Here is an 11,529-nt window from a genome sequence, read left to right on the forward strand (position 1 = left end):
CCGTCGTACGGCGTCGTCAGGGTGCCTGAGCGCACCCGCGTCGCCCCGGTCGTCCTGCTCGCCGTCCTGCTCGTCGCACTGCTCTCGGGCTGCGGCGGGCAGGACGCGGCGCCCGAGGAGCCGCCGCGCAGCACGTCGAGTGCCTCGGCGACCGCCGCCGCGCCGACGAGCCCGGCGACGGAGCGAGCAGCGGCTCCCCCGCGGCGCGTGACGATCCCGACCCTGGGTCTCGACGAGGAGCTCGTCGACCTCGGCATCGACGACGCGAGCGGCGAGCTGGAGGTGCCCGAGGACCCTGCCCGCGTGGGTTGGTTCACCGGCGGCGGCAAGCCGGGCGAGACGTGGCCGGTGGTCATCGCCGGCCACAAGGACTCACGCACGGGACCGGCCGTCTTCGCCCGGCTCACGGAGCTGCAGGTCGGCCAGCAGGTGAGCGTCGTCGACACCCGCAACCAGCGCCGCACCTACGAGATCACCGAGGTGCGCGACGTGCCGCAGGACGGACGGTTCCCGACCGACGACGTGTACGGCGAGACGGGTGACTCCCAGCTGCGGCTCATCACCTGCACCGGACCGTACGACCGCGGCGTCGGCCGCTACACCGAGAACCGTGTGGTGTTCGCCGAGGAGGTCTGAGCCACGGACGTGGAGCGCCCCGGTCAGAACAGGCCGGGGCGCTCCAGTGCGAGCAAGGTGCGCTTGCGCTCGACACCGCCTGCGTACCCGGTGAGCGAGCCGTCGGCGCCGACCACCCGGTGGCACGGCACGACGACGGGCAGCGGGTTGGCGCCGTTGGCCGCGCCGACCGCGCGCGAGACCACCGGCTCGTACCCCAGACGGCGCGCCACCTCGGCGTAGCTCGCGGTCTCGCCGTACGGGATCCGGTGCAGCTCGCCCCACACCTTCTTCTGGAACTCGGTGCCGTCGTTGGCGAGCGGGAGGTCGAACTCGTGCCGCTCCCCCGCGAAGTAGGCGGCCAGCTGCTCCTCCGCGAGGTCGAGGACGGGGTCGGCGACCCGCCGGCCGACCGGCTCCGCGTCGAACTCGATCCTCGTGAGGAGCCCGGCCGACGCGTGCAGCCGCAGGCCTCCGATCGGTGAGTCGATCCATCGGGTGCTCATGCTCTCGATCCTCTCGTGCGCTGCTCGGCCTGGCGGGCGAGGTGCTCGGTCCACAGGTGCATGCCGGCGTAGGAGCGCCAGGGGCTCCAGTGCCGGACGTCGTCGGTCGTGGCACCGCGGGCGTCGAGGATGCGGCGCAGGACCAGGTCGGTGTCGAGGAGGACGTCGGGGTCGCCGAGTCCGCGCATCCGGACGTAGCCGACCGTCCAGGGTCCGATGCCCGGGAGCGCCAGCAGCGTCCGGCTCGCCTCGTCCCGGTCGACGCCGACGTCGAGCGAGAGGTCGCCCACCGCGACCGCGTGCGCGAGCCCGACCACGGTGCGCCCGCGCGAGCGCGGCATCGGGAGCGTCTCCGGGTCGAGCGTGGCGAGCGCGTCGGCCGTCGGGAACGCGTGGGTGAGGCTGTGCTCGTGCGCGAGGTCGAAGGTCACGGGCTCCCCCGCCGTCGCCACGACGCGGCCGAGGACCGTCCGGGCCCCGCTGACGAGGTCGAGGAGGTGACGCAGCCGCGCGACCGCCGCGGTCAGGTCGCGCTGGTCGGCGAGCTCGAGCCGGACGGCCACGTGGTCGTCGTGCAGGACCATCTCGGCAGCACCGTTGCCGTGGGGCAGGGTCAGCACGCGCGCGAACAGCCGCCCGTCACCGCGCTCCAGGCCGGGCACGGCGTGGTCGGCCAGGAAGCCGGCCAGCGCGTCGGCGTGGAACGGCTGGCGGACGGCGAGCCGCAGGGGCAGCGCGCCGCCCCCGCGCGTGCCCGCCGGCCCGTGCGCACGCAGCTCGGTCGGCGTCCGCGCGAAGGCCCGACGGAACGCGTCGTTGAACTGACGCACCGACGAGAACCCCGACGCGAACGCGATGTCGGCCATCGACAGGTCCGTCGTCTCGACGAGCACCCGCGCCGTCCGTGTGCGCTGCGACGTCGCGAGCGCGAGCGGACCGGCGCCGAGCTCCTGGGTGAGCATGCGGGTGACGTGCCGCTCGCTGTAGCCGAGCCGGCTCGCGAGACCCGGCACACCCTCACGCTCGACCACGCCGTCGCGCACCAGGCGGACCGCCCGGCCCACGACGTCGGCGCGGACGTCCCACTCCGGCGACCCGGGCGTGCTGTCGGGGCGGCACCGTCGGCAGGCCCGGAAGCCGGCGGCCTCCGCCGACGCGGCGCTGCGGTGGAACTCGACGTTCTCGCGCCGCGGCGTTCGCGCGGGGCAGGACGGGCGGCAGTAGATGCCGGTCGTGCGGACCGCGGTGAAGAACACGCCGTCGAAGCGTTCGTCGCGCGAGCTCACCGCCCGGTACTGCGCCTCGACGTCGTCCACACCCCCATCCTGCCCTGGCGGCCCTGAGGTCTCTGGCGGGATTCGGACGTGGCCGTGGGACGTCAGCGTCCGCGCTTCCTCCGGCGCACCATCACGGCCTTGCCGTCGCGCTTGACCTCGAACAGGTCGATCGCCTCGATCAGGCCGCTGAACTTGGCGTAGCCGTAGTTGCCGGGCTGGATCGACGACTGGTTGCGGATCTGGTCGCTCACCTGCGACAGCTGCGCCCACCCGTCGTCGTCCGCGGCCTCGTCGACCGCGGTGCGCAGCATGCGCACGAGCTGACGGTCGCTCTTGAGGGTGGCGGAGTCGACCCGCTGACCGGGCCGCGTGGTGCGCCCTGCCGACGTCTTCGTGGTCTCGACGGTGTCGCCGCCGCCGGCGCCACCGGTCTCGGCGACGTCGTCGGTGTCCTCGACGTCGTCGTCGGTGTCGTCGTCCTCGCGCAGCGTCTCGAGCTTGTAGAACGTCGAGCACGCGTTCTGGAACGCCTTGGGCGCCTTCTCCCCACCGAACCCGAGCACCTCGGCGCCCGACTGGCGCAGCCGCATGACGAGCGGCGTGAAGTCGGCGTCGCTCGAGACGATCGCGAACCCGTCGGCCACACCGGCGTGCAGGAGGTCCATCGCGTCGATCACCATCGCGATGTCGGACGCGTTCTTGCCCTTCGTGTACGCGAACTGCTGCACCGGCGCGATCGCGAACTCCTGCAGCCGGCTCTCCCACCCCTTCAGGTGCGCGTTCTTCCAGTCCCCGTACGCACGCCTGACGTGCGCGTTCCCCGACTTCGCGACCTGCGACAAGATCGCGCCGATCTTCGAGGCAGGCGCGTTGTCGGCGTCGATGAGCACGGCGATGCGAGCAGGAGGCATGGGTCCACCCTAGGGGCGGCGGGTGAGGCGGTTGACCACCCGTCGGGGGCGTCCTGCTGCTGCGCTGCCTGCGGGGGTCTCGTCCCGCTGCTGCGCAGCTGCAAGGGGTCCGGACTTGCTGGTGCGCTGCCGCGGGTCGCGCTGGGAGTGGTCTCCGAAAGGGCCTCGACCGGGCGGCTGGCGGCTGCGCCGGTCTGGGGTCTCGGGCTGTGGCCCGCGTGGGACCCCAGAATCTGCGTTCGTGCGCTGAGATTTCAAGGAATCTGCGTTTACTACCGGATCCCGTCACCAACGCAGAAGTGTTCGTCCTTCGTCGCACGAATGAAGAATCTTGGGTGCACTTCGGGGTGGGGTGGGCAGTGCTTCTCCCTTCTCGTGGCACGGTCCACGAGAAGGGAGAATCTCTGCCACGTCTGACCTCCCCGGCGGTGGATCTGCCACCTGTAGAGCGCTCAGAAGGTGGCAGATCCACCGATGGTCAGCGCGAACGCAGACTCCTACGTCCACTCCCAGCACCAACCCGCAGCCCGACACCCCAGACCAGCGCGCCACCCAGCCGCCCGGTCGAGGCCCTTGCGGAGCGTAGGTCGACGACAAGCCGCGCCGACGCAGCCCCACCTGAACGAGAAACCGCACCGACGCACCCGCAGCTCGACGAGAAGCCGCACCAACGCAGCCGCAGGACGAGCGAAAGCACCAGACCCCCCGGCCGGGGGCCGGGGGGTCTGGGGTGGTGCTGGTAGCCCCGACGGGATTCGAACCCGCGCTACCGCCTTGAGAGGGCGGCGTGCTAGGCCGCTACACAACGGGGCCACGGTCCACGAAGGACCATGTGAGCAGTGCAGCCGCGCCGAGGCGCGGTGCGACTGTCTCGTACCCCGTACCGGATTCGAACCGGCGATCTCCGCCTTGAGAGGGCGGCGTCATAACCGCTAGACCAACGGGGCGCGGACCGGGCGCAAGCCCGATCTTCGCTGGGGTACTAGGACTCGAACCTAGAATGGCGGTACCAGAAACCGCTGTGTTGCCAATTACACCATACCCCATGGGGGTATCGGATCCCGCTCTCTCGACCGGTGTCCGAACCAGGGAGAAACCTTACCCGACGTCGTCTCGGACTCTCAAACCGGGTCCCTCGACGACGTCGGCCGGTCTCAGAGGACGGCGCGCAGCCGCTCCAGGGTGCGTTTGCGCCCCAGCAGCTCGAGCGACTCGAACAACGGCGGGGAGATCCGGCTGCCCGTGGCCGCCACGCGCACCGGCCCGAACGCGACCCTCGGCTTCAGCCCGAGGTCGTCGATCAGCGCCGCGCGCAGCGCACCCTCGATCGTCGGCGTCGACCACTCCACGGTCGAGCCGATCGACTCCAGCGCGGCGAGCGCGGCCCGCACGACGTCGAGACCCTTCTCGTCGAGCTGCTTCGCAGCGTCGGCCTCGTCGATCGTGAAGGTGGCGTCGTCGACGAACAGGAAGCGCAGCATCGCCACCGCCTCGGTCAGCAGCGCCATCCGCTCGTGCACGAGCGGCACCGCCGCCGCCAGCATCGCCGCCTCCGACTCCGTCGGCGGGTCCTGCACGAGGCCCTCCGCCACGAAGAACGGCACCAGGCGAGAGCGCAGCTCCTCGTCCGACAGCAGCCGGACGTGGTCGCCGTTGATCGCCTCGCACTTCTTGAGGTCGAACCGCGCCGGGTTCGGGTTGACGCGCGAGATCTCGAAGGCCTGCACCATCTCCTCGAGCGTGAAGACGTCCTTCTCGACACCGTCGACGGCCGGCAGCGACCAGCCGAGCAGCGCGAGGTAGTTCAGGAGGCCCTCGGCGAGGAAGCCCTGGTCGCGGTAGCCCAGCAGGTTCGACTCGGGGTCGCGCTTCGACAGCTTCTTGTTGCCGGCGCCCGTCACGTACGGCAGGTGCCCGAAGCGCGGGACCATGCCGTGACCCAGCCCGATCTGCGCGAACGCCTCGTACATCGCGATCTGGCGCGGGGTGGAGCTGAGGATGTCCTCGCCGCGCAGCACGTGCGTGATGCCCATCAGCGCGTCGTCCGTGGGGTTGGTGAGCGTGTACAGCGGCTGGCCGTTGGCGCGGACGATGACGAAGTCCTGCACGTTGTCGGCGCCGAAGGTGATCGGTCCACGCACGAGGTCGTCGAACGTCCAGTCCTTCGCGGGCATCTTGAACCGGATCACCGGCTGGCGGCCCTCGGCCTCGTAGGCCGCCTGCTGCTCGGGGGTGAGGTCGCGGTGCAGGCCGTCGTAGCCACTCGGGCGACCCGCTGCGCGGGCCGCGTCGCGACGCTGCTCCAGCTCCTCGGCGGTGTCGTACGCCTTGTACGCGAGGCCGGCGTCGAGCAGACGCTGCGCGACGTCGGCGTAGACGTCCATCCGCTGGCTCTGGCGGTACGGACCGTTCGGGCCGCCGACCTCGACGCCCTCGTCCCAGTCGAGGCCGAGCCAGCGCATCACGTCGACGAGCAGGTCGTAGGACTCCTCGCTGTCGCGACTCGCGTCGGTGTCCTCGATGCGGAACACGAAACGACCGCCGCGGTGCCGCGCGTACGCCCAGCTGAACAGCGCGGTGCGGGCCATGCCGACGTGCGGGTTGCCGGTGGGTGACGGGCAGAACCGCGCCACGACGGGCACGTCGTCGCCGACCGTCGGGATCGACGCGGTCGACGTCACGGGGCTGTCAGTCATCGGAGACCACCTGGTTGGAGAGGGTGCCGATGCCCTCGACGGTCACGCTCACCGTGTCGCCCACCTGGACGGGTCCGACGCCCTCGGGCGTGCCGGTGAGGATGACGTCGCCGGGCAGCAGCGTCATGAAGGAGGAGACGTAGGCGACGATGTCGGCCACGGAGAAGACCATGTCGCTCGTGCGGCCGTCCTGGCGCAGCTCGCCACCCACCTCGCAGGTGACGCGCAGGTCGGACGGGTCGAGGTTGGTCTCGATCCAAGGTCCGAGAGGGCAGAACGTGTCGAAGCCCTTCGCGCGGGCCCACTGGCCGTCGGTGCGCTGGAGGTCGCGGGCGGTCACGTCGTTGGCGGCGGTGTAGCCGAACACGACCTTGTCGACGTCCTCGACGGCGACGTCCTTGCAGATGCGCCCGATCACGACGGCCAGCTCGGCCTCGTGGTGCACCTCCGAGCTCTGCGCGGGGTAGACGACCGGGTCGCCGGGGCCCACGACGCTGGTGTTCGGCTTCAGGAAGACGAGCGGCTCGGCGGGCACCTCCCCGCCCATCTCGGCCGCGTGCGCGACGTAGTTCTTGCCCACGCACACGACCTTGCTGCGCGGGATGACCGGCGCCAGCAGCCGCACGTCGTCGACGGCGATCTTCTGCCCCGTCAGCTCGTAGCCCGCGTACAGCGGGTCACCCTTCAGGACGGCGATCGTGGGCGTCCCGTCCTCGTCGCCGACCAGACCGAATCGGGGGTCGTCGTCCCCCGCGAACCTCGCAACACGCATGCCCCGACCCTACCGAGCGGGGGCGGCGGCTACTCGACCGGACGGGCCGACTCGATGGTGACCGCCTTGGCGGGGGCACCGTCGCCCACGCCGCCCTCGGCGCCCACGGAGACGACCTTCTTCAGCGCCGTCATCCCCTCGGGCGAGATGGTGCCGAGCAGGGTGTAGTCCGGCGGGAACTGGGAGTCGGCGAAGTTCAGGAAGAACTGCGACCCGTTCGTGTCGGGGCCGGCGTTGGCCATCGCGACGCTGCCGGCCGGGTAGCTCTCGTCGCCGCTGAGCTCGTCGGCGAAGGAGTAGCCGGGGCCGCCGCTGCCCGTGCCGGTCGGGTCGCCGCACTGGAGGATGCCGTAGGGCACCTGCGCAGGGTCGCTCACGCGGCTGCAGGGGGCGTCGTCGTAGTAGCCCTGCTCGGCGAGCGAGGTGAACGACGTCGCGGCGCAGGGTGCCTTCGTGTTCAGCTCGATCGGCACCTCCGCGCCGTTGATCGTGAGCACCACCGACGTCGCCGGCTTCGCGTCCGCCGCGGGCGGGTCGACCTTCTTGGCCGCCTCTCCCCCACGCACCCAGTCGCACCCGCCCGTCGACGCCGATCCGTCGGCGTCGTCCTTCGCAGCCGACGAGTCGTCACCACCGCAGCCGCTGAGGGCGACGGAGGCGGTCAGGGCGAGCAGGGCGGCAGTTCGACGCAGGCGCATGACCGGATCGTAGACAACGCGGGTCAGAGTCGGGCGTGCACCGCGCGGAAGCGCTCGACGGACGGGGCGTCCGGGTCGGGCCCGACCTCGACCACGACCTCCACGAGCCCGGGCGCGAGGTCGGGCGGGACCGGCGCGTCGTCGACGACCACCAGGAGGCCCGCCTCGGCGACGCAGGGCGCGACCTGGCCCGACGTCGACGCGTCGGCCACGACCAGGGCGAACCGTCCGTGCCACGCGTCGGGGACGTCGGCCGCGGCGACGTCGACGACGTGCACGCGCGGCGGGGCTGCGTCGTCGGGGGTGACCGGGTCGAGCACGAACACCTCGTAGCCGAGCGTGGCCAGGTGGATCGCGTCGGCCACCGAGTCCGCCGCGGCGACGAGTGCGGCCAGGCCGTCTCCGGCCACGCCGGCCGTGGTGGTCCAGTCGGTCAGCAGGCGGCGCGGCGACGCCTTCGGTCCTCGCACAGGGGCTCCTCCTGGTCCGGTCATGCCGATCCGAACCGTCTTTGACGTCGGGCGTACTCCTCGACCGCGGCCCACAGGGCGAGCCGGTCGACGTCGGGCCAGGCGATGTCGGAGAACACCAGCTCGGCGTAGGCCGACTGCCAGGGCAGGAAGTTGCTCGTGCGCTGCTCGCCGGAGGTGCGCCAGAAGAGGTCGACGTCGGGCAGGTCGGGCTCGTCGAGGTAGCGCGCGAAGGTGCGCTCGGTGACGCGGTCGGGGTCGACCTTGCCGGCCTTGACGTCGCGCGCCAGCGCCGCGGCAGCGTCGGCGATCTCGGCGCGTCCGCCGTAGTTGACGCACATGGTCAGGCTGAGGGTGTCGTTGTGGCGGGTCAGCCGCTCTGCCGTCTCGAGCTCGTTGATCACGCTGCGCCACAGCCGCCGCGGACGCCCGGCCCAGCGCACCCGGACGCCGAGCGCGTGCATCTCGTCGCGCCGACGGTGCACGACGTCGCGGTTGAAGCCCATGAGGAAGCGCACCTCCTCGGGCGAGCGCTTCCAGTTCTCGGTGGAGAACGCGTACACGCTCACCGCCTCGATGCCGAGCTCGATGGCGCCCTTGACGACGTCGAGCAGGGCGAACTCGCCGCGCTTGTGCCCCTCCGTGCGGGGCAGGCCGCGCTCCTTGGCCCAGCGGCCGTTGCCGTCCATGACGACCGCGACGTGGCGCGGCACCTGGTGCGGCTCGGGTGCGCGCGGCGCCGGGCGGGCGCTCGGGGGACGGCGGGGTGCGGGGGTCATGGCTCCAGGGCGTTTCTCAGCGGTCGACGTGCCCCATGGAGCGCAGTCCGTGCTCCAGGTGCCACGACAGGTACGCGCTGACGATACCGGCGGCCTCCCGTCGGGTGCGGTCGTCGGCCTGCTCGACGACCGGCCAGTCGCCGGCGAGCAGCGCCGCGAGCAGCGTGAGGGTGACGGCCGGGGGTGCCGAGGAGCCCGGGAGCCGGCAGCCGTCGCACAGCACGCCGCCGGACGGGACGTGCAGGTTGCGGTGCGGACCCTCCAGCCCGCACCGGGCGCAGCCCGAGAAGCTGGGCGCGTAGCCGGCGACCGCCAGGGCACGCAGCTGGTAGGAGTCGAGCAACGTGCTCGGCGGCTGCCGACGGGCGGACAGCGCGGCAAGGGCGCCCACGAGCAGCTGGTACTGCTGCACCGCCGGCTCGCCGTCGTGAGGGGTGAGACGCTCGGCGGTCTCGAGGATCGCGGTGCCGGCGGTGTAGGCCGGGTAGTCGAGACCGAGGTCGCGGGCGAACGCGGAGAGGGTGACCACCTGGGTGATGACGTCGAGCGTGCGCCCCTCGGCGAGCTGCAGGTCGACGTGCATGAACGGCTCGAGACGTCCGCCGAACCGCGACGACGTCTTCCGCACCCCCTTGGCGGCGGCGCGGACCAGTCCGCGCTGACGCGTGAGCAGCGTGATGATCCGGTCGGCCTCGCCCAGCTTGTGGGTACGCAGCACCACACCTTGGTCGCGGAAGAGGCTCACTCCCCCATTCTGCCGTCCGGCGCCCACGGAACCGGGCCGCCACGAGCCGACCGTGCCACGATGCAGCCGTGACGTCGCCCGCACCCCTGCCCGCCGCTGCCGCCGTCATCGGCGTCGACGGCTGCCGCGCCGGATGGGTGGGCGTGCACTGGTCCGTCGACGACACGGCCGCGGTGCTCGTCGCCGGCACGATGCTCGAGCTCGTCGGGGGTCTCGTCGCCGCCCACGGGCCGGTCGACGTGGTGGGCGTCGACATCCCCCTGCACCTGCCGACCGACGCACCACGAGCCGCCGAGCGCGAGGCGCGTCGACGGCTGCCGGGACGTGCGTCGACGGTGTTCGGGTCGCCGTCGTCGGCCGCCATCGACGCGCCCGACTACGCGGAGGCGAACCGGCTCAACCGCGAGGCGACGGGGCTGGGTCTCAGCCGGCAGGCCTTCGGTCTGTTCCCGGCCATCCGCGACGCGCGCGCATGGCTCGCCGGACGCCCGGAGGTCCGCGTCGAGGAGGTGCACCCGGAGTCGAGCTTCGCGGAGCTCGCGGGCGAGCCGCTGCTGGAGCGCAAGAAGACCGCCGACGGCGCCGCGCGACGGCGGGCGCTGCTCGTCGAGGTCGGGCTCACGCTGCCGCTCGTCGCACCCCGCGGTGCAGGTCTCGACGACCTGCTCGACGCCGGCGCAGCCGCGTGGTCGGCACGTCGCGTCGCGCAGGGCACCGCCGTCCGGCTCCCGGAGGACCCGGCCGACGGCGCCCCGATCTGGGTGTGAGCGGCCGCGGCGCTCAGCGCGCGGCGAAGCGTCGGTCGAAGCGGTCCACCTCGGCCCGGTCGGAGGTGTCGATGCCGAGCCGGCGCGCAGCGCGCTGGACCTGTGGGCTGTCGAGGTCGGGCGCCTGGAACTCCTGCGGCTCGATGCGTCGGTCGGCCGCGGTGTGCCGCCGGGCGCGGTCGGTGAGCACGTCGGACTCCTCCGCGGCCTGCTCCTGCGTGGCCGCAGTGATGCGCACCGACGTCGAGGCGACCCGGGCACCGACGAGCGGCGCGTAGCCGTCGCGGTGGCCGGCGACGTTCGGGTGGTAGGACTCCTCGACCGGGTTGGACAGGCCGTTGAGCCACTCGGGGTCGTCGCAGACCGCGTGTCCCGTGAAGGCCGACGTCGGGTTCGCGAACCGGAAGCCCGCAGCCGACGCACGTGCCGCCAGGAGGCTGTTGAGCCGGTCGGCGGTGGCGTTGAGACGGGTCTGCTCCTCGGGCGAGAACCAGGTGAGGGCGTTGCAGTCCTCGCCCATGAACACCCGCGGGTAGCCGACCACGACCACGTCGGCGGACGGCGCGCGCGACCCGATCTGTGCGTAGAGCGACGACAGGGCCGACGGCAGCGTGCCGCTGATGGTGGCCTGCGCCTGGTCGATCGCGGCGTCGCAGTCGCTCGCCCACGCCGGCAGGGCGCACTCGGTGAGGACGTCGGCGAACCCGGCGTCGTTGCCGCCGACGGAGAGGGTGACCTTCTGCGTCGACGTCGACAGTGCGCCGAGCTGGGCGGCGCGGACGTCGGGGATCGTGGCCCCCGAGCAGGCGCGCAGGTCGAGCGACCACCCACGGGCTGCGGCGACGAGCGCCGGGTACGACTGCGCCGAGCGTCGGCACTCGGTGCCGTCGTCGAGGTAGGAGCGGGTGCCGAGCCCCGAGGAGTAGGAGTCGCCGAGCGCGACGTACGTGACGGCCTGCGCCGTGGTGGGCGCGACGACGAGCCCGAGGGCCAGCACGGGGCCGGCGCACGCGGCGGCCAGCCTGACGAGTCGTGGACGTGGAGTGCGGTGCATGATCCCCCCGAATCATGTGACGTGGATGACACGCTCAACCTAGGCCGGGGGTCCGACACCGTCCAGGCCTGCGGGGTGAACACTCCGTGCCCACCCCCGGCGGTGAATTCCGCTGGTCGAGTAGCAGGGGCGAGCTTGCGAGGCCCTTGCGTATCGAGACCACCCGGCAACGGTCCAGCACAACCCAACCCCCAGCGACAGCCCAGAGTGGTCTCGATACGTCCGACCGAGCTCCTCCG

At 72.3% G+C, this 11,529-nt stretch carries 12 protein-coding genes and 3 tRNA genes; 2 read left to right on the forward strand and 13 right to left on the reverse strand.

Going from position 1 to position 11,529, the window contains the following annotated elements; all coding sequences use genetic code 11:
- Nucleotides 1–636: class F sortase (locus tag A6Q79_RS00250; protein ID WP_317695201.1), on the forward strand; the 636-nt coding region annotated here is incomplete at its 5' end.
- A gap of 23 nt (nt 637–659) precedes the next feature.
- Here the strand turns inward: A6Q79_RS00250 and A6Q79_RS00255 are convergent.
- The 12 genes from A6Q79_RS00255 to recO all read right to left on the reverse strand — a co-directional run bounded on the left by A6Q79_RS00255 (nt 660) and on the right by recO (nt 9,469).
- Nucleotides 660–1,121 carry a methylated-DNA--[protein]-cysteine S-methyltransferase gene (locus tag A6Q79_RS00255; RefSeq protein ID WP_067858666.1) on the reverse strand — a complete coding sequence of 154 codons (462 nt, stop codon included), beginning with the start codon at nt 1,119–1,121 and terminating at the stop codon, nt 660–662.
- Nucleotides 1,118–2,437, reverse strand: coding sequence for an Ada metal-binding domain-containing protein (locus A6Q79_RS00260; RefSeq protein ID WP_317695208.1), 1,320 nt, complete (start codon nt 2,435–2,437; stop codon nt 1,118–1,120). The genes A6Q79_RS00255 and A6Q79_RS00260 overlap by 4 nt, the downstream gene beginning before the upstream one ends.
- Before the next feature lie 62 nt (nt 2,438–2,499).
- Nucleotides 2,500–3,309 carry an NYN domain-containing protein gene (locus A6Q79_RS00265; RefSeq protein WP_067858671.1) on the reverse strand — a complete coding sequence of 270 codons (810 nt, stop codon included), beginning with the start codon at nt 3,307–3,309 and terminating at the stop codon, nt 2,500–2,502.
- Nucleotides 3,310–4,046: 737 nt separating this feature from the next.
- Nucleotides 4,047–4,122, reverse strand: a tRNA-Glu gene (locus A6Q79_RS00270).
- Nucleotides 4,123–4,183: 61 nt separating this feature from the next.
- Nucleotides 4,184–4,256 (reverse strand) — tRNA-Glu (locus tag A6Q79_RS00275).
- Between the two features lie 27 nt (nt 4,257–4,283).
- Nucleotides 4,284–4,355, reverse strand: a tRNA-Gln gene (locus A6Q79_RS00280).
- Between the two features lie 108 nt (nt 4,356–4,463).
- Nucleotides 4,464–6,005 (reverse strand): glutamate--tRNA ligase, encoded by a 1,542-nt coding sequence (gene gltX / locus A6Q79_RS00285; RefSeq protein WP_286689462.1) that lies wholly within the window; start codon nt 6,003–6,005, stop codon nt 4,464–4,466.
- Nucleotides 5,998–6,777, reverse strand: a complete 780-nt coding sequence (locus tag A6Q79_RS00290; protein WP_286689463.1) for a fumarylacetoacetate hydrolase family protein — start codon at nt 6,775–6,777, stop codon at nt 5,998–6,000. Before A6Q79_RS00290 ends, gltX begins: the two co-directional genes overlap by 8 nt.
- Nucleotides 6,778–6,806: 29 nt before the next feature.
- Nucleotides 6,807–7,475 (reverse strand): peptidylprolyl isomerase, encoded by a 669-nt coding sequence (locus A6Q79_RS00295; RefSeq protein WP_067858680.1) that lies wholly within the window; start codon nt 7,473–7,475, stop codon nt 6,807–6,809.
- A gap of 23 nt (nt 7,476–7,498) precedes the next feature.
- Entirely contained in the window at nt 7,499–7,945 is a 447-nt protein-coding gene (locus A6Q79_RS00300; RefSeq protein WP_286689464.1) for a hypothetical protein, read from the reverse strand.
- Between the two features lie 20 nt (nt 7,946–7,965).
- Nucleotides 7,966–8,724, reverse strand: a complete 759-nt coding sequence (locus A6Q79_RS00305; RefSeq protein ID WP_317695217.1) for an isoprenyl transferase — start codon at nt 8,722–8,724, stop codon at nt 7,966–7,968.
- A gap of 16 nt (nt 8,725–8,740) precedes the next feature.
- On the reverse strand, nt 8,741–9,469 hold the full coding sequence (gene recO, locus A6Q79_RS00310; protein WP_067858690.1) for a DNA repair protein RecO: 729 nt from the start codon (nt 9,467–9,469) through the stop codon (nt 8,741–8,743).
- Between the two features lie 68 nt (nt 9,470–9,537).
- Between recO and A6Q79_RS00315 the strand changes: the two genes are divergently transcribed.
- A complete protein-coding gene (locus A6Q79_RS00315) occupies nt 9,538–10,236 on the forward strand; it encodes a DUF429 domain-containing protein (protein ID WP_286689465.1) in 699 nt (232 codons plus the stop codon).
- A 13-nt stretch (nt 10,237–10,249) separates the two neighbouring features.
- Here the strand turns inward: A6Q79_RS00315 and A6Q79_RS00320 are convergent, their stop codons facing one another.
- Nucleotides 10,250–11,290: an SGNH/GDSL hydrolase family protein gene (locus A6Q79_RS00320; protein WP_067858696.1), complete on the reverse strand. Its 1,041-nt coding sequence runs from the start codon at nt 11,288–11,290 to the stop codon at nt 10,250–10,252.
- Nucleotides 11,291–11,529: the final 239 nt, after the last annotated feature.

This window comes from Aeromicrobium sp. REDSEA-S32_B7 (genome assembly GCF_001626145.1).
GTDB lineage: Bacteria > Actinomycetota > Actinomycetes > Propionibacteriales > Nocardioidaceae > Aeromicrobium > Aeromicrobium erythreum.